The organism is Chitinophagaceae bacterium (assembly GCA_016717285.1).
Classification (GTDB): domain Bacteria; phylum Bacteroidota; class Bacteroidia; order Chitinophagales; family UBA10324; genus JACCZZ01.
On the sequence record JADKFU010000001.1, the window covers coordinates 364,044 to 385,047 of the forward strand.

The following is a 21,004-nucleotide window of genomic DNA, read 5'->3' on the forward strand; positions in this document are numbered from 1 at the left end:
CATGAAATTCAATAATATCAAATCACACATGCTCAACACGATTGTTGTTGTCATGTTGTTATCGGGTTTTAATTCCTGCAAAATTGATGACCAGGTAGATCCGAATAATCCTTCGCTGGAAGGTATTGAAGCAAATGCAACTGTTGATGAGCTTAATAACCTTGTAACAGGAATGCTCTCTGGTATGCGTAATCGTTTCGATACCTATCTTGATGATATGTCGGTGATCGGTCGCGATTATTATCGCTATTCCGGATCAGATCCAAGATTCACTTCCGATTTGCTGGGAAAAGAATCTTCTGTTCTTGACCCTAATACCTTTTACACCACCAATCCGTGGGCAGATCATTACCGCATTGTAAGAAATGGATGGATATTGAGACATGCGGTGGCAAATACCACGGCAGCCCTTACAGATGAGGAAAAGAATGGCTACCTGGGCTTTGCAAAGACGATCCAGGCGCAACAAATGCTGAATGCACTCAACATGCAATATCAGAATGGAATCAGGGTAGATGTAGAAGATGCGGATAATCCAGGTCCTTTTCTAAGTTACGAGCAATCATTGCAGGGAATACTTGATCTGTTAGACCAGGGTTATACTGATCTGACCAATGGAGGCGATGCATTCAAATTCACGCTTACCAGCGGATTTGCGGGATTTGATACACCAAGTACTTTTGCTAAGTTTAACAGGGCACTTGCTGCGCGGGTAACACTTTATGAAGGAGATTTTTCGGGAGTTGAAGCCGTATTAAATCAGTCGTTTTTTGATTTGGCAGGAGCACTTACAACAGGGGTTTATATGGTATATTCTACTTCCGGCGGTGATTTGCTCAATGATGCCTATACTCCTTTGAACTCGTCTACAGGTTCCAATGCGCGTTGTGCACAGCCTTCATTTAATGCAGATGCGGAGCCTGGTGATTTGAGGGTTGCATCAAAAACCGTTTTGAGAGATGAGCCGGCCTTCGCTGATGATCTCACCAGTAATTACGATGTTTGGGTATATAAATCTAATGTGGATCCTGTCTGCATTATTCGCAATGAAGAGTTAATTCTAATTTATGCTGAAGCAAAAAATCAGACGGGTAATTCAAGTGCTGCCATAGAAGCTATAAATGTTATCCGTGCAGCAGCAGGTCTGAGTATATATTCAGGAAGTACGTCACAGGATGAAGTAACCAATGAGATCCTGAATCAACGGCGTTATTCATTGTTTGCAGAAGGGCATCGCTGGGTTGACATGAGAAGGTATAATAAGTTAGGTGAGTTGCCCATTGACAGGCCAGGTGATGATGTATGGGTGCAATTCCCAAGGCCTGCGAATGAAGAATTGTAAATAAAAAGAAATTGCATTTTAGAAAGAGGGGCATTTGCCCCTCTTTTTAATTTGTGACCTCAGGAAATCCAGACTGGCAATTTATAAGGTGGAAAGTATAAAGCTAAATCTTCAATATTGTCTGATACAAAAAGAAAAGGCTGCCTCTGATGAAGCAGCCTTAAAACTTGTAGTTAAAGCGATTTAAAGTCTTACTTTTTGAGTAAATACTTCACCGTTTTGTCGAACAGTAACCAGGTAAATAGATGATTCCTCACCAGCCATGCTAATTGCCATTACATTTGAATTGATTTCAACTGACTTAATGGTTTGACCCAGTAAATTGGTAATGGTAACATCTCCAGAAAGATCGTTTTTTAGTTGCACATGAATTGATTGATTAGCAGAAAAAACTTTGTAACCAAGTGCATTCACAGGAGTAATACCGATATTGCCGGCATCACCTGCTGCAATAGAAGCAGCTGCGGTGGCTTCGTATGCGTAATCTTTTACGGTAAATGTTTTTCCATCTTCTGAAACATCAAATCGTGCCCATCCATAATGATCACCCGTACCTACTTTGATGCGCAAACCCATATACGCATCAGTAGCGCCAAACCAATTACCATAAGGGTTCTGAAAATAACCGGATGTTGCCATTGTCTGATAATTTCCTTCTACCCAGGTTAATGCATCTCCAATTACATCATTGGCCTGAAGTAGCGATGGATATTTATAAGGATCACTGCTTGTGCCTGCTATTGCATTATTATCAATGGCATTTATCAAAAGTTTAACATCAGCTCCATTACTGGTAATATTAACCTGGAAATCGGTAGTGCCGTCGTTGTTTAAATCCAGATCATAACTAGCCCCATTACCTGTACCGACGAAGTCAGGATTTACATCGGTATACACAATTTGGGCATTTGCAATATTCGAGATCGCCAGCAGGGAAGCTGCCATCGATGAATAACCTGTAATTTTTTTGGAGAGTGTAGATCGTTGTTGTTTCATGTTAGGAGATTTAGTTTGAAGCAAAGTAAATAAAAAAGATTATGATCGTCAATAAAAAATGACAAGTAATTGTAAATAAAAATCAGGCCATAAAATTCAACATCGATGCAGCAGATTCTATTAAATATAAAGAGTGGAGCGCCAATCCCACACCATCAATTCCCAGTTTTCACCATCAGAATCTGTATAGCGATGTATTGTTTTCAAACCTACCCGCAAATGGGCATTAATTGACCGCTGATTCCTGTTCGCAACTTCAGTAATTAACAGTTGATAGCGGTTTGAAAGTGAATCACGAAGTTTTGCATACAGTTGATCGAACACACCTTGCCCTCTGAAATTCTTTTGGATGCAAACCTGACCCATTATAAAATAGTTGTAGGATGAAAGCGGCAAACTTTTATAGGAAAGGCTGTCGATAATTCTGAACATTGGCTCGAGTACCGGCACACTGTTTCTGAAGTTTTTTGGCATTACCAAAGCGTAGCCTACCACCTTCTGATTAAATGTAGCAATGATGGATGGAGATTGGTGATTCATTGTTTTCAGTACATCAGGTTCATGCTGAACTGTTACGAAGCCCTGTTCTGATATTTCTTTTTCATTTAGAAACTGTGCGAGATTGGATTGCTGCAATTGTAGAATTTCTTCCACCTGAGAATCTTTTGATACCGGTTCTATGATTACGGCATTCAATTTAAAAAATTGGTTTTTTATTTAACACATCACAATGTTAAAGATAAAATTCTATGTGATATTGTTGCATCCAATTGTAATTTTCCAGAGAAGTTTTCAGGAAAGAAAAATGCGTTAAATCTTTTTATGGTTCCCGCTTTCTAAAAAAGATAGCGAATGGACGCAATAGTTTTGAGCAATTAATCATCATTTGCATTGTAAAAAAAATCGCATTTTAAGCAACTGCTTACTGTATGTCTAAATTATTACTGATCGATTAGAAATCATTTTTTAGGTGCAGTTTGGAACATACCAATAAGCACTTGCAACGGCCATGTTATTATACGAATCACAAAACGGCTTTTCTTTCCGCTGAGCCGTTTCACTCCACGTTCAATGGATGTTCCGATTTTGATGCCGAAAGGCGCAGGTTCTTCACAGACCTGGTATAGTTTCATAAATTCTTGTTGCATGTAATTTTTAAAGTTTTTGACGGTCGCCGCAAACTAAAATTGTGCCATAGCCGGTAAAAAATTCCGGCTTAAGAAATAAATAATCTTAAGATTCAATTGTTATTTTTTAACCGAATTTTTAATTAGAAAAATCCCGCGTAATTAGAACTCTGGTTTGATCAAATTCAAAACAAATGTTACACAAATACTAAGTTGACCTAGCCAGCCAATAAATGCCTGGAATTGAACACAATTTTTCAATTCAAATCTTTACGATCTTCTTTTCTGATTTCTGCAGCAAGGCCAGGCGTCAAATCCACTTTTATTTGTTTGTTGATAATGCGGTAGACATTTTTTACATCCGGTAATAATTCAAGTCCCGGCACAGAATCGGTGGTGAAATAGAAACCTCCTAGCAGCCACGGATATAAAGGATTTGTATTGCCGAAAATTATAAATCCTGAACCGTCATTCTCTTCGGTAATTTCCATCCGGTCTATGTTTTTAAGTGGAAGGGTCTTAATCAGGCGTTTTCGCTTGCCGGTTAATACGATTACTCTTTTATTGGTGATGCAATAAAAAGTAGAAGCGCGCCGGGCAGCATCCATAATGAAGCGGATCAGTCCGAGCTCGATACCTGCAAGTGCCAGCAGTCCGCCAAAGAGTTTAAAAAATATCCCGGAGTTATAATGAACCAATGTATAATCCAGGATGATGGAGAATCCGATCAGAATGATACTCATCGGAATCAGGATAAGGTCAGCGTCACGGATCTGAATCCCGCGTTTTGGCTGACCGGTCCACAGTATTATTTCTTCCTCTTTAAGATATTCTTTAAATAATACTGCTGTATCCATAAAATTTATGGTGGTGCGTTTTGCCTGAGTTTGTTAATTCAGGGTAAAGTAAGGGTTATTTGAACTTTAAATTTAACATGGAATATTTAGAGAAGTTACTACTTTGGTTCTCCCAATCCGGATATTCAGCGACCTTAATAATGCAAAATGATTTCTATTATTTGTTCTGTATATCCGCTTAAAATACTCAACTAAAAATTCATTTGTGCGATTAATAAACAGGGAGATCAGTTGGTTATCTTTTAATGCGCGTGTATTACAGGAAGCCGAAGATCCGGCTGTACCATTATTAGAGCGGCTTCGTTTCCTCGGTATTTTTTCATCTAATCTTGATGAGTTTTTCCGTGTGCGCGTGGCCTCGCTAAAGAGGATGGCCGTACTTGGCAAGCGTGCAAAGAAAACCATCGGAGAGTCACCGAAAAAGGTGTTGGCGGAAATATTCGACAGGGTAATTACCATGCAGAATAAGTTCAACCTGGCGTACCAGCAAATTATACACGAATTAGAGCAGGAAAGTGTTTTTATAGTGAATGAACTGCAGCTTACTCATGAGCAGGGCGCTTTTGTCAGAAATTATTTTCAACAGGAAGTACGTGCCGCGTTGGTTCCTATAATGGTAGATGCCATTGTGGAATTTCCTTACCTGAAGGACCATGCTATCTATCTTGCTGTTTTACTTTCAGACAGCAAATTCAAGCACAAACCAAAGTATTCAGTAATCGAAATTCCTACCGACAGGCTTTCCCGTTTTCTGGTATTACCAAAACATGGTGAGCGTAATTTCGTGATACTATTGGATGATGTGATCCGGTTCTGCCTGGATGATGTTTATTATATCTTCCCCCATGATACGTATAAGGCAGCAACAATAAAACTTACACGTGATGCAGAGCTTGATTTATTAGAAGACTTCAATCAAAGCGTCACCGAAAAGATAGAGAAGGGAATTAAACAACGCAAAAGAGGCAAGCCAGTTCGCTTCATTTATGATACCGGCATTGATTCAGACATGCTGGATTATATTTTAAGACGCATGCACCTTAAAAAGGGCATCGATAATCTTGTGGCAGGAGCAAGGTATCATAACTTCAAAGATTTTCAACGGTTTCCTTCCCTGGGTAAAACTCATTTGCTTTATCCGAAGTTGGAAAGATTGCAACACCCTGATATAAAACCCAACAAGAGCATAATTCAGGTAATACGTAGCAAGGACATACTGTTGCATTTCCCTTATCAATCATTCGACTCTTTTATAGACTTTCTGCGGGAGGCGGCTATTGATCCGAAAGTGACAGAGATAAAAATCACCCTTTACAGGATGGCAAAAGGTTCAAAGGTTGCCAATGCCCTGATCAATGCAGTAAGAAACGGAAAAAAAGTACTCGTGGTGATGGAATTACAGGCGCGGTTTGATGAAGAGCATAACATTTTGTGGAGTGATACGCTGCGAGATGAGGGTGCGCATGTGATCTTTGGTATTCAGGGTTTAAAAGTGCATAGCAAGGTTTGTTTGATCTCGAGAAAGGAAAAGGGGGAAATTGTACAGTACGCAAATATTTCAACCGGGAATTATAACGAGTCAACAGCAGGTGTATATGCTGATCACAGTTTGTTTACCGCTGATCTCAGGATAACCGAAGAGTTGCAATGGATGTTTGAGTTCTTTTTGAATACGTATAAGGTACCTGACTATAAATACCTGGTGATGTCGCCGACGCATATGCGAAAACGGCTTGAAAAATTAATCCAGCGCGAAATTGAATTGGCTCAAAAGGGAAGGGCTGCCAGGATTGATATCAAGCTTAATAATTTTGCTGATGAAGGAATGGTTGCTAAAATTCTTGAAGCAGCAAAAGCCGGTGTGAAAATCCGTATGCTCATAAGAGGTACCAGCACTTTGGGTGTGTTAGCCGAAGACTTACGGCCGAACATTGAAATCATAAGTATCGTTGATAAATTTCTGGAGCATTCACGTTTGCTTATCTTTAATAATGACGGAGATGAACTGGTCTATCTGACATCAGCGGATTGGATGGTTCGTAACCTGAATAGCAGGGTTGAAATGGCTTGTCCTGTTCTTGATCCTGCAATCAATAAGGAACTCAAAGATTACTTTAATATTCAGTTCCGTGATAATGTAAAGGCACGTGAAATGGATGCAGACCAATTAAACCACTATAGAAAAGATAATAATCCTCCTTACCGGTCGCAGGATGAAATCTATTATTATCTAAAGGAAAAAATGGAAGTCGTAAAGTTATCGCAACAATCAACTGAGATTTCACCTGAGCCGGAAAGTACTACTGCTTCGGCTTAAATTTTTTTGGATTGTTGTTGGCGGTAGGTGTTGTGAGTTGTCTATTGTCAGTTGTCAGTTGTCAGTTGTCAGTTGTCAGTTGTCAGTTGTGAGATTGTCAGTAATTTCAAAAAGTTAGTGTATAAAAAAAGAGCGGTCATTTACCGCTCTTTTTTTAAAATTCAATCCTGGTTTTCTATTCAAAATATCTTCAAACGAACTGTTTCCTGTTTGACTGATTTGAAATTTTACAGAAAATCTGCACTCTCATTTTACACGAATGAAAACTATTGATTGCAATTCCGCGAACAAAACTTATTCAACAATAAACTTTCCATTCATTCTTTGCCAATGTCCAGGATAGGTGCATACAAATTGATAATTGCCGGATGGCGGTGCTGCAAAAATCAGGTCTTCGGACTGTCCGGGTTCCAGCACTTTCGAGGTGTAGAGGATATTTGATTTATCATCAGGCACGAAACTTTTATCAGCTCCTGCTGTAATTGCCGCTGTAGCAACAGCTTCCATTGCACCGTCTTTTACAATAAAAAAATTGTGCTTCATGGCAATATCTGTTGCCTTATTCACAAAATGAATTTTAACGGTAGTGCCACTTTTTACCCTGATTTCTGATGTGGAGAATGCCATTACGTCCATTGCATTGCCCTGTGCTTCCAGCGAAATTTCCATCACAGGGGCATTCGGATCAATCTTACTCGGGTCATACGCTGCAGCAGGTGTTTCCGAAACATACGTTGTTGAAGTATCTGTTGCAGCAGTCTGACTCTCCTGATTTGAGCCACCACCACAAGAAGCGAAAAAAAGTGCACTTACCAGAATGGGAAATGTTAAAAGGAATTTTTTCATAGCTTTATTTTTTTTAAGTAAATTAACCAACAGTAAAATTGCCAATTTGTTTTCTAATATCCGGAATAAATACCGAATGTTTTTTGGCACGGCGTTTAATGAACCTACCCACATGAATAGACTCCGATTTATTTTCGTTCTGATTTCGATACCGGCAATTGTCTCAATAGCCAACGCACAAGCAATTACTTTTTGTAAGTCAGTAGATAAAGAGGGGCATGCAGTGAATGCCGCTAAGGAATTTACTTTATCAGGGAGCAGTGCCAGAATTGTTTTCCTGTTGCAGTTTGGTTCGGTCAGGCCTGCTTTGGTCAGCTATGATCTTTATAAATTGGAAAATGGCAAAGAAGTGTTCAGCTCCACCTTGAAACAATCACCTGAACCAGGAAAAAACTGGTTGTCGAAAGAAGTAACCCTGTACGATGTCGCAACTTACCGCGTATATGCCTTTGATGACAAAGATAAAGTATTGGGCAAATCCGAGTTTACACTTAAACCATCCCCAAAATAGAAATGCTGCAAGCTATTACTGAAGGTTTTCAAGCTCGGATCTTATTTTTTTGGGTAAGCTTGCTACTACGAGTTCATAAGAGTGATTAATCATTTTTGCAATTTCATTTTGTGGAATACTTCCATCATCCTCCACGCTGTTCCAGTGTTTTTTATTCATGTGAAAGGCCGGATAGACAGTGTCGAATTTTTCTCTTAATTCAATCGCCAGCTCAGGGTCGCATTTGACATTTATACGAACAGGAAGATATTCCAGGCTGGTGAGCAAAAACATTTTGTTCATTACTTTGAATACAAGTGTATCCTTATCGAAAGGAAATTCTTCCGTTACTCCCTTTTTGTTCAAACAAAAATCGCGGATGAATTCGTGTGTCATGATTAAACTGAAGTAGAAAAGTTTGAATGAAGTAGTGAGGTCTTACACTTTGAATTGACACTGACTTTTGACTGGGGTTACAACAACAATGAAATTATCTGAAAGGTAGACTGCCCATGTTTACTTAACAAAGCAGCAGTTTATTCTTCAAACAGCAATTGATTTAAAGCTTCCTGCAATTCCTGATAAGTTTTTTGTTCTTTACCCAACGAGCGTTTCAATCCTTCTTTATAAGTTTCTTCCGCCTTTTCTTTTTTGTTCAGCTTTTCATAGAGTTTGCCCAGATGATAATAGGTGCCACAATAATCCGGATCATCGGCTAAAATTTCTTTGAAATAAGAGAGTGTTTTTTCATCATCACCTAATTTGGCGTATTCCAACGCCAGTGCAAATTTTACAAAACTGTCTTTAGGGTTACCGGACAAAAAAATCAGTAACTGTTCCATTCTGGAGTTATTCATTGCTTATCAGGAAAAAGTTTTTGGCTACCTTTGCAGCTCTTTCAATGATGCGTAAACCCGCTTTTATTGACTTAACCAACACGAAGATAGACATGAAGATTCTAGTTTGCATCAGTAAGACTCCTGACACTACCACAAAAATTACGTTCACCGATAATAACACGAAATTTAACAGTGACAAGGTGCAGTTTATCATCAATCCTTATGATGAATGGTATGCTTTGGTTCGCGCCATTGAAATAAAAGAACAATCCGGAGCAACAGTAACTGTAATAAATGTGGGCGGTGCCGACTGTGATGCCATCATTCGTAAAGCGCTTGCTATTGGCGGAGATGACGCGGTAAGAGTTGATGTTGAGCCTGAAGACGCCTTTTTTGTAGCGGATCAGATTGCGCAATATGCGAAGACTGAAAATTATGACATCATTCTATCGGGAAAAGAAACATTGGATTATAATGGATCGCAAGTAGGTGGTATGGTAGCGGGCTTACTGGACGTTCCATTTATTTCAATGGCTTCTAAATTAGATATGGCCGGAAATGTTGCCACTGTTGAGCGGGATATTTCAGGAGGTAAAGAAATAATCAATGTTCAGACTCCATTTGTAATCAGTGCTGCGAAAGGAATGGCAGAAGCAAGAATTCCCAACATGCGCGGAATTATGGCGGCAAGAACAAAACCTATTAAAGTCCTCGAGCCCTTTGCTTCGGAAAAATTTACTTCCGTAAAGCATTACGACATGCCAAAAGAAAAGGCAGGACCGAAAATGATTTCTGCCGATCATCCCGAAGAATTAGTGGCACTGCTTCACAATGAAGCGAAAGTGATTTGAATTTCTTTAACGCTGTAATCCAATAATAATGAGTGTACTTGTTTTTGTAGAAGCATCAGAAGGAAAATTTAAGAAGCCTGCATATGAAGCCGCAACCTATGGGGCGAAAGTAAGTGCCATGCTTGGTGTTGAAGCACATGCACTGTGTATAGATGAAGCGGATGAGGCGGAGTTGAAAACGCTCGGCGACTATGGAATTAAAAAAGTCTGGTTTGTTAAAGATGCAAGGCTTAAAAATTTTGATCCGCTTGTTTTTGCTAAAGTAATTACCCAGGCTGAAGCTCAGATAAATGCTGACGTGCTGGTGCTGATTCAAAATTATAATGGCAAAGCTATTGCGCCGGTATTATCCGCAAAACTTCGTGCAGGCCTCGTTTCAGGCGCGATTGATTTACCTCTTAAGGATGGAAATTCATTTTTAGTCAGGAAGAATGTATTCTCAGGAAAGGCTTTTGCGACTTATGAAATGCATTCTGCACAGAAGATTATTTCATTGATTGCTAATTCTGTAGCTCCTGAAAAAACAGAAAATTCCGCTGTATTAACGGAATTCAAACCTGAACTGATGGACGCAGATTTTAAAATAACTGTTAAGGAAGTAGTAAAAGCATCAGGCACCATTTCGCTCTCGGATGCTGAAATTGTGGTATCAGGCGGCCGCGGATTGAAGGGTCCGGAGCACTGGGGCATGGTGGAAGAGATGGCAGGTATTCTGGGTGCTGCCACTGCCTGTTCAAGGCCTGTTGCCGATATTCACTGGCGTCCGCATACGGAACATGTAGGGCAAACCGGAATCGCAATCCGGCCTAATTTGTATATTGCAATTGGAATTTCAGGCGCTATTCAGCACTTGGCCGGAGTAAACGGAAGCAAAGTGATGGTAGTAATTAACAAAGATCCGGAAGCGCCATTTTTTAAAGCCGCGGATTATGGAATAATCGGTGATGCCTTTGAAGTAGTTCCAAAACTGAATGAAGCATTGCGAAAGTTTAAAGCAGGAAATTAGTTTTTTTAACCATCGGAGGAGCATGAAGAAAATAGAATTGGAAATCGTTGCCTTATCACATAGCATCACGCAATCGCATTCGTATGCTGTTGTGCTGGGAGAGGTGAGCGGAATCCGGAGGTTGCCGATTGTGATCGGTGGCTTTGAAGCACAGGCCATTGCAGTTGCATTGGAAAAAATGAATCCGACACGTCCGCTGACACATGATCTCATGCGCAGCATTTGCCAATCGTTCAATATTGAAGTGAAAGAAGTGATCATCAATAATCTGCTGGATGGAATTTTCTATTCACAGTTGGTTTGCAAACGTGGCAATGAGTTGATTGAAGTGGATTCACGAACGTCAGATGCATTGGCGCTGGCGGTAAGATTTGATTGTCCTATTTATACCTATGAATTTATTCTTGATTCTGCAGGCTTGATATTGGAAGAACCTGTAAAAGAAGAAAAACTGGAAGTGAAAGAGCGCAAATCGGAAAAAAAATCAGGAACAACAACAGCGGTAAAATCTATGGACCTTGCCCGTCAATCATTGCCTGAATTGAATTTATTACTGCAAACTTTATTGGAAAAGGAAGACTATGAACAGGCGATCATGGTAAGAGATGAAATATCGAGAAGGAAGAAGCAGTCGTAGATTCTTACTTCAAATTTTATTTTATTTAAAGAGACATGGTTGAAGTACTATCCAATAGACGGAGTATCATTCGATAAATCTTTTTTTCAATTTCGGTGCAGGAACCATACAAGTAGGCTCCTTCCCAAAAATCCGATACCGATATTTTGCGATCAGATTATAGATTCCGTCTCTTAAAAATTTCGGGACAATAATAAATCCATAGAAAAGACTCCATCCTCCTGCAAGTTGCTTTGCAATTCTTAAAGCGGCAGTTGACTGCGTATAGATCTTTCCCTCTTCAATCAAAATAACGGTGTTCATTTTTTCAGATGAATACTCAAAACCATCTAATAATTTCGTGGCAGCTTCTGATTGCAAAGTGCCAAAAATAAAACGCTCAGTCTTATCCCTTTTTATTACAAACTGCACGAAGCCATTGCAAAGGTTGCAAACGCCGTCAAACAGAATGATGGAGGAAGGAGATGGATTCACTTCAGATGAATTATTTACTGTAAATGCCAATGTATGATTTCAAGTTCATGATCCGGGGCACATTCGCAAGGTCATATTTCAATTTCATCAGATTAATTATCATCTTTCCGACAAATCACTGTTGATGGAAATTGTAAGAGGACTTATAGGGCTTGCTTCACTCCTTATTATCTGTGTTATTTTCAGTAACAACCGAAGAGCAATTGACTGGAAATTGGTAGGTGCTGGATTGGTATTACAACTTTTATTCGCGATAGGAATTTTGCATGTTCCTTTCTTTCGCGACATTTTCCAATACATATCACAAGGCTTTGTCACTCTTATAAATTTATCACATAAAGGAACAGAATTTCTTTTTGGCAATCTTGCTGATCAGACGCAGTCGTGGGCGTATGTATTTGCAGTGCAGGTGCTTCCGAACATTGTCTTTTTTGCGGCGCTCTCGGCATTGCTGTATTATCTAGGCATTCTGCAGATTATAGTTTTTGGATTTGCATGGGTGATGAGCAAAACAATGAAGCAGATTTCCGGAGCAGAAAGCATGTCCACTGCGGCCAATATCTTCCTTGGACAAACGGAAGCACCGCTCATGGTGAAGCCTTACCTGGCCGGCATGACGAAAAGTGAAATACTCTGTATAATGATTGGCGGCATGGCCAATACAGCGGGCAGTGTGCTGGCAGCATATGTAAGTTTTTTGGGTGGCGCAGACAGAACACAACAGGAGTTTTATGCTTTGCATATGTTATCGCAGTCCATCATGTCGGCGCCGGCGGCAATAGTTTGCGCTAAAATTTTATTTCCGCAAACAGAGATGGATAAAGTGGCGAAAGACTTACAGGTGCCGAAAGAAAAAATCGGAAGTAACGTGCTGGATGCCATTGCCAATGGAACTACAGATGGACTGAAGCTTGCATTGAATGTAGCAGGCATGCTGGTAGTATTTATTGCATTGATGGCAGTACTTAATTATCTCCTGCATTTATTTGGCGGCATCGGAGGATTGAATAATCAAATAGTTTCACTTACAGGTAACCGATATGATGGACTTTCCCTGCAGTTCTTGTTCGGATATCTTTTTGCTCCACTGGCCTGGCTGATGGGTGTTTCCTCTCATGACATGCTTGCGATTGGCCAACTTCTAGGCGAAAAAACGGTGATTAATGAATTTGTCGCCTACATTTCCATGGGTAATCTGATGAAGGAAGGATTGCTTACTGATCCAAGATCCATCGTGATTGCAACTTATGCGCTCTGTGGGTTTGCTAATTTTTCTTCTATTGGCATACAGATAGGAGGCATTGGTGCACTGGCGCCCAATCAACGACAGAACTTATCATCGTTGGGGTTAAAATCTTTGATCGGTGGCACCATTGCATGTTTCATGACGGCAGTAATTGCCGGAATGTTGTACAGCGGTTGAAATTTTTAAACCAATGGAAACAAATCCATTTCTATTTTTGCAGACTAAATTTTTGTAACCACTATGTTTGATTTCCTCATGACTGCTGACGGCTGGGTAAGTTTGCTTACGCTGGTTTTTATGGAAATTATTTTGGGCATTGATAACATCATTTTTATATCGCTCATTGCCGACCGGTTACCCAAACATCAACAGCAACGAGGCCGGGCCATTGGGCTTTCACTTGCTTTAATTGTAAGAATATTGTTGCTTTTTTCAATTTCATGGTTAACACATCTTACTGAGCCGGTAGCCACTTTTGGCGCATTCGCACTCAGTGCGCGGGATATTATATTGATTGCAGGAGGATTATTTCTGCTTTATAAAACCACCAGAGAAATTCATGAAAAAATTGAACACGTTGATGAACAGGAGAAGAATTTAAAAGGCAAGAACACTTTTGGGTCAGTGATTATCCAGATCATCATTATTGATGTCGTTTTCTCTGTTGATTCGATATTAACTGCGGTTGGCCTGGTGGATCATGTTTCCATCATGGTGATTGCAGTGATAGCAGCGATGGGCTTTATGCTCGTGTTTTCCAAGTGGGTGAGTGAGTTCATAAATAAACATCCAACAATAAAAATGCTCGCACTCTCTTTTCTGCTCATGATCGGTATATTGCTGGTGGCAGATGGCTTACATTATCATATTGAAAAACAATATCTCTATTTTGCGATGGCCTTTTCTTTCCTGGTAGAGTTTCTCAATATGAGGGTGCGGAAGAAGAAAAGTCCGAAGATGTGAGTGGCGAGTAGTGATTAGTGGGAAAAGTCGTTAGTCGTTAGTCCTGAGTCGATAGTAAAAAGTGATTGGTCATTCATGGCATCATCAAAACCATTTGCACATCCAGGCATCGTGCACATCGGCACATCAAATACTTCATACCTCATACTTCATACTTACTATTGGTCTTAGCCCAGGCAACGCTATACTTCCTCCAATACCAACTTACTCTTCACCTTCACCACCCAACCGAAAGGGTCGGGAACGCGACTGGTTTTTATGTCTTCGAGGTCTTGTTTTAATCTTGCTGAAAAAGTGGTTTCATCGATCGGTGGTAATTCCATCACAGCACCTTTGTAACCAATATGCGAAATGGCAGTAATGGAAGCTGCTGTCCCGGCTCCGAAAGCTTCCGTAAAAAGTCCTTTTTTGTGCGCATCCGAAAGTTCATCCAGCGAAATTTTGCGTTCCTCTACTTTTGTACCATAACTTTTTAAAAGTTCTTTCACGCTGTCCCGGGTAACGCCATCTAAAATAGTTCCATCCAGGTTTGGCGTAATAGCCACACCATCCACAACAAAAAAAACATTCATGGTTCCAATCTCCTGCGCATATTTATGTTCTATACCATCCGTCCATAAGACCTGATCGAAACCTTGCTTTTGTGCTTCCTTGAGTGGCAACATGGTAGCACCATAATTTCCCGCTGCTTTAGCGAATCCAACGCCGCCTGCAAATGCTCTTACGTAATGATCTGAAGCAATTACTTTCACCGGTTTGGAATAATAAGATCCAGCGGGAGAAGTGATGATAAGAAACTTGAAAAACTCAGTGGGCCGAATGCCGATAAAGCGGTCAGTGGCAAACATAAATGGCCGAACATATAAAGAACATCCTTGTTCTTCAGGGATCCATTCATGATCGAGACTGATCAGTTCATGTAATGCATCGTGCCAAAGTTCGCCGGGAATTTCAGCCATTCCCATACGTGCGGCGGAAGCATTAAAACGTTTGTGATTTCTTTCAGGACGGAATAATTGGGGATTGCCATAAGTATCCTTATATGCTTTCATTCCTTCAAAAATAATTTGACCATAATGCAAAGCAGATGATGCAGGGCTGAATGACAAATTTCCATAAGGAATAATTTTGCAGTCTGACCATCTTCCTTGCCTGCATTCAGCAACAAACATGTGATCACCATATAACTTGCCAAATGCAAGCTCTTTGAAATTAACGGTTCCTAAACGGCTGGTTTCAGTCCGTTCAATGTGAAATGGATATTTCATAAAAGGAGGTTTAATGGCTCAATCCAGGCGGTAGCTAAAGTCGGATTGTGCCATAAAATTAAAAAATCCTTTTTTCGTAAAGAAACTATTCCGGGAATGAATATTTTTAAGCGCGAAGAAGGAATCGCAGAGTTGGAAGGGTTTAGAAGGTTAAGTGAGCTTGAAATGTTTAGACACAGTATAAAATATTTGTCATGCAGGAAACAATATCAACAGCGTCATTGAATCAACTATTCAGGAAACCAATTTATACACCGGCAGAAACTGTTTTGTTAACATTTAAAAACCTTGATCATAAAATTGTTGAATCGCCGCTGTTGTTGTTTCTCTTTAAAAATGCTTTTAATCAGGAGATTCCTGAATCTGATTTTGAATTGCTGAGAAAAATGGCAGCCTGGCTGGGCGTTGCGAGTGACAATGCTGCCTGCCATTTATATAGCGAGCACCCGCTTTCATTCCGTGATTTATCGGTTACTCAGGGCATTGTTAACATGATTTGTTGCGGAGTTACTCCCGCTGATCTTACATTGAATATTGATTATGAAGTTAATAAGGGTATCCGGTTTATGAATTGCAATCTGCTATTTACCGTATCTTTTGCTGAGGTACAAAAGAATGAAATACTGAAGAAAGATTTTTTTAATGAAGCGGGGAAATTATTTAATCATCTCAAAGCTAAATAATGCACACGCTGATTTTCGCTACACAGAACCGGTTTAAACGTGATGAAGTGCAGGCAATGCTTGGCAATGATATCCATGTGCTTTCTCTCAGCGATCTTTATTATGAAGGAGAGCTACCTGAAACACACGAAACATTGGAAGAGAATGCATTGGAAAAAGCACAGTTTATCAGCAATAAGTTTTCGATGGATTGTTTTTCTGAAGACACCGGATTGGAGATTGATGCATTGAATGGTGAGCCGGGTGTTTATTCAGCTCGCTATGCTGGTAATGGTAAAAGTGCCACTGATAATATTGAACGGGTACTTCGAAAGATGAGCGGTGAAAAAAACCGCAAAGCAAAATTCAGAACCATAGTATGCCTTATTCTGAAAGATCAAATTCATTATTTTGAAGGAATAGTGAAAGGAATAATTTCGGAAGATATAACAGGTAATTCCGGATTCGGATATGATCCGGTTTTTATTCCGGAAGGAAGTAACAAGACTTTCGCGACGATGAGTAAGGAAGAAAAGAATAGAACCAGCCATCGCCGCATTGCTGTTGAAAGGATGAAAGAATTTCTTAAAACCCATAATCATTCAGATTCACATCCGGGCCCGTAAGAAAGTCTTCGAAGATGATAATGGCTGTTTGAATTTGTGGCACTGTTTAAAGCTGACCAAATGATATTGTGCGAATGCAACTATTCTTTCTATTTTTAAGTCAATAAATTACCATCCATGCGACTTTGGGGTAAAGATAAAATCAGCGAACAGCAATTAATCGAAGGTTGCATCACGGGCGATCGTAAAATGCATGAGGAATTTTATAAAGTTTTTGCTCCCCGCATGTTTTCGATCTGCCTGCGATATGCTGGTGATTATTGCCAGGCTGAAGACATGTTACAGGAAGGATTTATCAGGGCATATGCAAATCTTCATAAGTTCAGAAACGAAGGTTCGTTTGAGGGTTGGATGAAAAGGGTTTTTGTAAATACCGCTATTGAAGGTTACCGGAAAAACCAGGTAACCAGAAATATGATGGAAGTGGAAGACATGAAGAATGACCTGGTACAACAAGATGATTTTCATCACCTGTCAGCCAATGATTTACTCAACATGGTGCAGCGGCTGGCTCCCGGATACCGTACCATTTTTAACCTGTATGCTATTGAAGGCTATTCACACCAGGAAATTGCAGACCTGCTTTCGATAAACATTGGTACCTCTAAATCGCAGTTGGCAAGAGCGCGATACCTTTTACAAAAGATGGTTTTGAATTCACAAAGAATACAAAAATATGCCGCTGTCTTCTGATAGACATATTATTGATGAACAGTTCAGCAAGAAGTTGCGGCAACACAAGTCGCACCCATCAGGCAAAGTGTGGAATCATTTGACTGATGATCTTCATTTGGCAGCGAGGCGTAATCAGAATGGCAGGCGTTTCTTGCTGGTAGCATTGTTGCTTTTACTTGGTTCCGGTGGCGTATTGATTAACTCAAACATTCATCCGGGAAAGATTGTTTCAAGTAAGTTGATACCTCAACATTCAGCAAATGATTTTTTCATAACATCAGGCACATCGAAAGTGATACCATTTGAAAAGGCGGTGGAATCGAATAGTGAGAAGGCGTCCGAAAGGAATACCAGCAGCAATGATCAGGAAATGCCACTTGTTACTGCTACAGCTAAAGATGAAATTGATTTTTATGCTGAAGTTGAATCTGACTGGAAAGAATCTGTAACAAGGTTAATTGGCGGTCCATCCCTTGTTCCCTTCGAATGGTATGCCGGGAATGGTTATGTGGCACCGTTAGCGATTAACAATGCATTTGATATTGATGATCAGCTCGCGTTTGCAAGAACTAATGAACTTCGTCAGCATGCTTATCCTTCCATTTCCAATGATCCTGATTTCTACATTGCCGATGCGGCAGGTTTATATTTCGGATTTGGACAAACATTCAATTCCACCTTCATCGTAGATGGAAAATCTTTTCATGACGATAACCTGAGATTCACGCCAACATTTGGCATGGCCATCATGGTGCAAAGCGGTTATAATTTCAATAATAAATGGGGCGTGGAAGGTGCATGGGTTATTCATTCACAGGAAGGACAACGTTATAAATATTTACCGGAAGATAACAGGACCACCAGCCTTGAGTACAATCAAAAGCATGTTTCATTTAACTATATGCAGTTTCCTGTTCTGATGCGCTATAAGGTGCAGGGTTGGTCAGGAATTACAGAGACTCCTTTCTTTGTGAATTACTCGTTGGGTGTGCAATATGGCCGGATGATAACTTACAGCGTGGATGAAAGTAAGGAAAGAGTGAGCAATCAAAATCTTTTTCGCAAGAATGAATATGCTGTAGTTGCAGCGCTCGACTATGATTTCATTAGCAGGAAAGCCGCTTTTTTTACAATCGGGCTCCGTACTTCAATTGGTTCAAATTTATTTGTAAAAGATACACCTGAATATCTTGAGTTTGATGATCCGCACAATTTTTTATTGGGTGTTCATGCGGCTGTGAATTTCTCATTAAAGCGGACTCAGAAAGTTCCTTCTTTATAGCAATAAAAACATTATCTGCTTTTAATTAACCTGGAATTGTTTCTATAGCTCTCCCGAATCCAGGAAATTATTTAATGCAAGATGATACGCTTGAAACTGATGGAGGTTTTTATGACGTCCATTTTCTATCACAACAAACTGATCCCGCTCTTTTAGAAATTGCTTCAGTTTTTTTCCTGATTTGATGGAGACGACTTCGTCCTTATTTCCATGCAGGATCAGGATAGGAATTTTGACCGACTGTATTAAGACATCTGTTCTGAAACTAAAGCGCAGATAGTTTCCATCCGGAAACAACATACCGTATCTTCTTCCAATGTCGTACATGTTTGCAAAAGGTGTTTCCAGGATAAGCTGTCTGCACGGTTGGTGTGCAGCCAGATAGGTTGCAGCGGCAGTTCCTAAGGATCGTCCATAAATGAAAATTTTTTCGGCTGCACAAATATTAACCGCTATCCTGTACCAATGTTCTGTATCGGAAAAGAAAAGTTGTTCTGTTAACCGGCCTTCACTTTTACCATAACTTCTGTAGTCAGGCAATAGCACACTGAAACCAAGATCAGTAAATTTTTTAGTGAATGGTAAATAGTTGTCGAGGTTTTTCCAATTACCATGAAAGTAAATAATGATGCCTTTTTTTGCTTCAGGTTGCAGCAATATTCCATTCAGCTTTGTACCATCGGCTGCGTGTGTATTTAGTTCTTTGAAGGAAACCTTCGGATTGAATACATAATCATCCTTCAATTTTTCAGGCCGGAAAATCAAATAGGGTTGAAGTAAAATGAAAGCAAGGCAATATAGAACGTATAATATGATGAAGCTTAAGATCAGCCAACCCATTCGTTTTATCTTTTTAGTACAATAAAATGTCGCGCAAAAATGCGTGATATTGAGGAAATGACGGAAGATTATTATGCTTGCCATCTTCGATCCTGATGAGCGTGATTCGTTTTGGTGCAATCGAAACGAGTTGTTCACTGCTACTGATGGGAATCAGCTTGTCTTTAGTTCCATGAAGAATGTAGGTATGACATTTTACGTATTCCATCCACAGATCAGCCCGAATCGGATACTTGAGTAAAAATGGCATCGGAAGGAATGGAAGATAACGACTTGAAATATGTTGAAAGCTGTAGTAAGGAGAATCAAGAATACAAAACCTGGGTGTATTTAAACTTGCAACACGCACCGCAAATCCGCTTCCTATGCTTCTTCCATATACAATGATCTGGTCTTCTGCATATTTTTTCTTCAGTTCTTCATACACAAACTGCGCATCTTTCAGCATCACATCTTCTGATCTTTTACCGGTGCTTTTTCCAAAGCCGCGATAATCAATCATCACCAGGTCGTACTGGTACCTCGTGAAATCTTTTGAATACTTCGCCCAACCTTTGATGCTCCGGGTATTACCATGAAAATAAAGGATGAGGCCTTTGGGGTTTTCTACTGCAAAGTGTAAACCATTGATTCGGACATTGCGCTCCACATCAAAAAACAATTCAGTAAACGGGCGGTCATATTGAAACTTGAAATTTTGTGGCAGTTTTTCAGGATGAAAAATAAACCGTTCCTGCACAAAATAAATGATCACACAAACCACTACCCATGCCAACCCGATGTAAATAAGAATGTTCATGCTTCACGAATTCGAATTCCAAGATATTGTTTCCTGAAGATAAGAGCGGGAAAAAATACACGCAGGATTGGTGAAAGGTTATTCATTGGAATGGGTTTTTGAATGAAGCAGCTTTTCACATGTTTTTTCATTATAGTGCGGGATCATGATGATGAATAGTACCAATGGAGGATTGATATTATAAAGAGTTTAAAAATTGATCAATAATTCCGGACTTGCAAAAATCTTAAAAGTTTTAAATGAATTTTGAAGCATTAAATATTTTAGCAACTAACGAAGAATGTATATATTGGACCCTGAATCTATAAAACTGTATCATATGAATAGCAAACCCTATGAATTGCCTGGCAAGTTAATGTCACTGTCTATGTTTGAGTTGCGACCAAACTATAATTATGCATTTACATTAGAGGAATTACGTTGTGTCCACTACCTGATCTGTGACTATAGCATCAATGAAGTAGCTGAAATATTTGGCTTATCACAAGAGGCTACTTACAAAATGCGTGAACGGACAATCAAAAAGGCGAATATGCAATGCTTTGAGGGACTAGTTGGATGGTTGTTCACTCATGGCATATTTGTAGTTAAAATGTGAATCGCGTGTCGCTGGAATTGTGCCGGTTTATCCCAATGTCTGCCTGCATTCAATTTATAATATGAGAGTTCTTAAAAAGGATTGAAGAGGTTGCAGCATTTCAACCATGAATACGCGAAGCAATTATTCGTGAATTATTCGCGTTGAGGCAAAGGGAAGGGGTCCGGCCCCCGCGCCCCCCCCCCCTCCCCGCGGCCCCGCCCCCCCCACTTCCCCAAATTCCCCTTTGGGGCTCCTTCGTTTGTACCCTATTCAAAAAAAAT

The 21,004-nt window shown here is 39.9% G+C and carries 24 protein-coding genes; 13 read left to right on the forward strand and 11 right to left on the reverse strand.

Annotated elements, in window-relative coordinates:
• Nucleotides 1-28: 28 nt before the first annotated feature.
• A complete protein-coding gene (locus IPO83_01580; protein MBK9729972.1) occupies nucleotides 29-1,342 on the forward strand; it encodes a RagB/SusD family nutrient uptake outer membrane protein in 1,314 nt (437 codons plus the stop codon).
• 183 nt (nucleotides 1,343-1,525) lie between these two features.
• Here IPO83_01580 and IPO83_01585 read toward each other — a convergent pair whose 3' ends face one another.
• From IPO83_01585 to IPO83_01600, 4 genes are all read right to left on the reverse strand, one after another.
• Entirely contained in the window at nucleotides 1,526-2,338 is an 813-nt protein-coding gene (locus tag IPO83_01585) for a T9SS type A sorting domain-containing protein (GenBank protein ID MBK9729973.1), read from the reverse strand.
• A 120-nt stretch (nucleotides 2,339-2,458) separates the two neighbouring features.
• Nucleotides 2,459-3,034, reverse strand: coding sequence for a GNAT family N-acetyltransferase (locus tag IPO83_01590; GenBank protein MBK9729974.1), 576 nt, complete (start codon nucleotides 3,032-3,034; stop codon nucleotides 2,459-2,461).
• Between the two features lie 263 nt (nucleotides 3,035-3,297).
• Nucleotides 3,298-3,486, reverse strand: coding sequence for a hypothetical protein (locus IPO83_01595; protein ID MBK9729975.1), 189 nt, complete (start codon nucleotides 3,484-3,486; stop codon nucleotides 3,298-3,300).
• A gap of 236 nt (nucleotides 3,487-3,722) precedes the next feature.
• Nucleotides 3,723-4,322 carry a hypothetical protein gene (locus IPO83_01600; protein MBK9729976.1) on the reverse strand — a complete coding sequence of 200 codons (600 nt, stop codon included), beginning with the start codon at nucleotides 4,320-4,322 and terminating at the stop codon, nucleotides 3,723-3,725.
• A gap of 205 nt (nucleotides 4,323-4,527) precedes the next feature.
• Here IPO83_01600 and ppk1 point away from each other — a divergent pair, with 205 nt between their 5' ends.
• A complete protein-coding gene (ppk1, locus tag IPO83_01605; protein ID MBK9729977.1) occupies nucleotides 4,528-6,639 on the forward strand; it encodes a polyphosphate kinase 1 in 2,112 nt (703 codons plus the stop codon).
• A gap of 294 nt (nucleotides 6,640-6,933) precedes the next feature.
• On the opposite strand, the gene IPO83_01610 is transcribed toward ppk1, so the two are convergent.
• Nucleotides 6,934-7,485 (reverse strand): cupredoxin domain-containing protein, encoded by a 552-nt coding sequence (locus tag IPO83_01610; protein MBK9729978.1) that lies wholly within the window; start codon nucleotides 7,483-7,485, stop codon nucleotides 6,934-6,936.
• On the opposite strand from IPO83_01610, the gene IPO83_01615 reads away from it, so the two are divergent.
• Nucleotides 7,457-7,996: a hypothetical protein gene (locus IPO83_01615; GenBank protein MBK9729979.1), complete on the forward strand. Its 540-nt coding sequence runs from the start codon at nucleotides 7,457-7,459 to the stop codon at nucleotides 7,994-7,996. The genes IPO83_01610 and IPO83_01615 overlap by 29 nt on opposite strands.
• Nucleotides 7,997-8,011: 15 nt before the next feature.
• Here the strand turns inward: IPO83_01615 and IPO83_01620 are convergent, their stop codons facing one another.
• Nucleotides 8,012-8,371: an MmcQ/YjbR family DNA-binding protein gene (locus tag IPO83_01620; GenBank protein ID MBK9729980.1), complete on the reverse strand. Its 360-nt coding sequence runs from the start codon at nucleotides 8,369-8,371 to the stop codon at nucleotides 8,012-8,014.
• A 140-nt stretch (nucleotides 8,372-8,511) separates the two neighbouring features.
• Nucleotides 8,512-8,832, reverse strand: coding sequence for a tetratricopeptide repeat protein (locus tag IPO83_01625; protein MBK9729981.1), 321 nt, complete (start codon nucleotides 8,830-8,832; stop codon nucleotides 8,512-8,514).
• Between the two features lie 92 nt (nucleotides 8,833-8,924).
• Here IPO83_01625 and IPO83_01630 point away from each other — a divergent pair, with 92 nt between their 5' ends.
• The 3 genes from IPO83_01630 to IPO83_01640 are packed head-to-tail and all read left to right on the forward strand — an operon-like array spanning nucleotide 8,925 to nucleotide 11,308.
• Complete coding sequence (locus IPO83_01630) at nucleotides 8,925-9,665, forward strand: electron transfer flavoprotein subunit beta/FixA family protein (protein MBK9729982.1); 741 nt, start codon at nucleotides 8,925-8,927, stop codon at nucleotides 9,663-9,665.
• Nucleotides 9,666-9,693: 28 nt separating this feature from the next.
• A complete protein-coding gene (locus tag IPO83_01635; protein MBK9729983.1) occupies nucleotides 9,694-10,671 on the forward strand; it encodes an electron transfer flavoprotein subunit alpha/FixB family protein in 978 nt (325 codons plus the stop codon).
• Between the two features lie 22 nt (nucleotides 10,672-10,693).
• The gene (locus IPO83_01640) at nucleotides 10,694-11,308 is read left to right on the forward strand and encodes a bifunctional nuclease family protein (protein MBK9729984.1); all 615 of its coding nucleotides are present in this window, start codon (nucleotides 10,694-10,696) and stop codon (nucleotides 11,306-11,308) included.
• A 66-nt stretch (nucleotides 11,309-11,374) separates the two neighbouring features.
• Here the strand turns inward: IPO83_01640 and IPO83_01645 are convergent, their stop codons facing one another.
• Complete coding sequence (locus IPO83_01645) at nucleotides 11,375-11,812, reverse strand: thiol-disulfide oxidoreductase DCC family protein (protein ID MBK9729985.1); 438 nt, start codon at nucleotides 11,810-11,812, stop codon at nucleotides 11,375-11,377.
• A gap of 94 nt (nucleotides 11,813-11,906) precedes the next feature.
• Here IPO83_01645 and IPO83_01650 point away from each other — a divergent pair, with 94 nt between their 5' ends.
• Together IPO83_01650 and IPO83_01655 are read left to right on the forward strand one after the other, a co-directional pair.
• Entirely contained in the window at nucleotides 11,907-13,205 is a 1,299-nt protein-coding gene (locus IPO83_01650) for a NupC/NupG family nucleoside CNT transporter (GenBank protein MBK9729986.1), read from the forward strand.
• A 63-nt stretch (nucleotides 13,206-13,268) separates the two neighbouring features.
• Nucleotides 13,269-13,991, forward strand: coding sequence for a TerC family protein (locus IPO83_01655; protein ID MBK9729987.1), 723 nt, complete (start codon nucleotides 13,269-13,271; stop codon nucleotides 13,989-13,991).
• 182 nt (nucleotides 13,992-14,173) lie between these two features.
• Here IPO83_01655 and IPO83_01660 read toward each other — a convergent pair whose 3' ends face one another.
• A complete protein-coding gene (locus IPO83_01660; GenBank protein MBK9729988.1) occupies nucleotides 14,174-15,259 on the reverse strand; it encodes a branched-chain amino acid aminotransferase in 1,086 nt (361 codons plus the stop codon).
• Nucleotides 15,260-15,453: 194 nt separating this feature from the next.
• Here IPO83_01660 and IPO83_01665 point away from each other — a divergent pair, with 194 nt between their 5' ends.
• The 4 genes from IPO83_01665 to IPO83_01680 all read left to right on the forward strand — a co-directional run bounded on the left by IPO83_01665 (nucleotide 15,454) and on the right by IPO83_01680 (nucleotide 18,504).
• Entirely contained in the window at nucleotides 15,454-15,942 is a 489-nt protein-coding gene (locus tag IPO83_01665; GenBank protein ID MBK9729989.1) for a hypothetical protein, read from the forward strand.
• Nucleotides 15,939-16,547 carry an RdgB/HAM1 family non-canonical purine NTP pyrophosphatase gene (rdgB, locus tag IPO83_01670; GenBank protein MBK9729990.1) on the forward strand — a complete coding sequence of 203 codons (609 nt, stop codon included), beginning with the start codon at nucleotides 15,939-15,941 and terminating at the stop codon, nucleotides 16,545-16,547. The genes IPO83_01665 and rdgB overlap by 4 nt, the downstream gene beginning before the upstream one ends.
• A gap of 117 nt (nucleotides 16,548-16,664) precedes the next feature.
• On the forward strand, nucleotides 16,665-17,240 hold the full coding sequence (locus IPO83_01675; GenBank protein MBK9729991.1) for an RNA polymerase sigma factor: 576 nt from the start codon (nucleotides 16,665-16,667) through the stop codon (nucleotides 17,238-17,240).
• A complete protein-coding gene (locus IPO83_01680; GenBank protein MBK9729992.1) occupies nucleotides 17,224-18,504 on the forward strand; it encodes an outer membrane beta-barrel protein in 1,281 nt (426 codons plus the stop codon). The genes IPO83_01675 and IPO83_01680 overlap by 17 nt, the downstream gene beginning before the upstream one ends.
• Nucleotides 18,505-18,546: 42 nt before the next feature.
• Here the strand turns inward: IPO83_01680 and IPO83_01685 are convergent, their stop codons facing one another.
• Nucleotides 18,547-19,344 (reverse strand): alpha/beta hydrolase, encoded by a 798-nt coding sequence (locus tag IPO83_01685; GenBank protein ID MBK9729993.1) that lies wholly within the window; start codon nucleotides 19,342-19,344, stop codon nucleotides 18,547-18,549.
• A 13-nt stretch (nucleotides 19,345-19,357) separates the two neighbouring features.
• Nucleotides 19,358-20,143, reverse strand: coding sequence for an alpha/beta fold hydrolase (locus IPO83_01690; GenBank protein MBK9729994.1), 786 nt, complete (start codon nucleotides 20,141-20,143; stop codon nucleotides 19,358-19,360).
• Between the two features lie 319 nt (nucleotides 20,144-20,462).
• On the opposite strand from IPO83_01690, the gene IPO83_01695 reads away from it, so the two are divergent.
• Nucleotides 20,463-20,741 (forward strand): sigma-70 family RNA polymerase sigma factor, encoded by a 279-nt coding sequence (locus tag IPO83_01695; protein MBK9729995.1) that lies wholly within the window; start codon nucleotides 20,463-20,465, stop codon nucleotides 20,739-20,741.
• Nucleotides 20,742-21,004 lie beyond the last annotated feature (263 nt).

Bases quoted from the DNA above. Each gene is read 5' to 3' on its own strand.
- IPO83_01685 (MBK9729993.1), bottom strand. From the start codon at position 19,344: ATGGGTTGGCTGATCTTAAGCTTCATCATATTATACGTTCTATATTGC.
- IPO83_01615 (MBK9729979.1), top strand. From the start codon at position 7,457: ATGGGAAATGTTAAAAGGAATTTTTTCATAGCTTTATTTTTTTTAAGT.
- IPO83_01650 (MBK9729986.1), top strand. From the start codon at position 11,907: ATGGAAATTGTAAGAGGACTTATAGGGCTTGCTTCACTCCTTATTATC.
- IPO83_01585 (MBK9729973.1), bottom strand. From the start codon at position 2,338: ATGAAACAACAACGATCTACACTCTCCAAAAAAATTACAGGTTATTCA.
- IPO83_01680 (MBK9729992.1), top strand. From the start codon at position 17,224: ATGCCGCTGTCTTCTGATAGACATATTATTGATGAACAGTTCAGCAAG.
- IPO83_01635 (MBK9729983.1), top strand. From the start codon at position 9,694: ATGAGTGTACTTGTTTTTGTAGAAGCATCAGAAGGAAAATTTAAGAAG.
- IPO83_01655 (MBK9729987.1), top strand. From the start codon at position 13,269: ATGTTTGATTTCCTCATGACTGCTGACGGCTGGGTAAGTTTGCTTACG.
- IPO83_01630 (MBK9729982.1), top strand. From the start codon at position 8,925: ATGAAGATTCTAGTTTGCATCAGTAAGACTCCTGACACTACCACAAAA.
- IPO83_01675 (MBK9729991.1), top strand. From the start codon at position 16,665: ATGCGACTTTGGGGTAAAGATAAAATCAGCGAACAGCAATTAATCGAA.
- IPO83_01695 (MBK9729995.1), top strand. From the start codon at position 20,463: ATGAATAGCAAACCCTATGAATTGCCTGGCAAGTTAATGTCACTGTCT.
- IPO83_01690 (MBK9729994.1), bottom strand. From the start codon at position 20,143: ATGAACATTCTTATTTACATCGGGTTGGCATGGGTAGTGGTTTGTGTG.
- IPO83_01665 (MBK9729989.1), top strand. From the start codon at position 15,454: ATGCAGGAAACAATATCAACAGCGTCATTGAATCAACTATTCAGGAAA.
- IPO83_01620 (MBK9729980.1), bottom strand. From the start codon at position 8,371: ATGACACACGAATTCATCCGCGATTTTTGTTTGAACAAAAAGGGAGTA.
- IPO83_01660 (MBK9729988.1), bottom strand. From the start codon at position 15,259: ATGAAATATCCATTTCACATTGAACGGACTGAAACCAGCCGTTTAGGA.
- IPO83_01610 (MBK9729978.1), bottom strand. From the start codon at position 7,485: ATGAAAAAATTCCTTTTAACATTTCCCATTCTGGTAAGTGCACTTTTT.
- IPO83_01580 (MBK9729972.1), top strand. From the start codon at position 29: ATGCTCAACACGATTGTTGTTGTCATGTTGTTATCGGGTTTTAATTCC.
- IPO83_01595 (MBK9729975.1), bottom strand. From the start codon at position 3,486: ATGCAACAAGAATTTATGAAACTATACCAGGTCTGTGAAGAACCTGCG.
- IPO83_01640 (MBK9729984.1), top strand. From the start codon at position 10,694: ATGAAGAAAATAGAATTGGAAATCGTTGCCTTATCACATAGCATCACG.
- IPO83_01625 (MBK9729981.1), bottom strand. From the start codon at position 8,832: ATGAATAACTCCAGAATGGAACAGTTACTGATTTTTTTGTCCGGTAAC.
- IPO83_01600 (MBK9729976.1), bottom strand. From the start codon at position 4,322: ATGGATACAGCAGTATTATTTAAAGAATATCTTAAAGAGGAAGAAATA.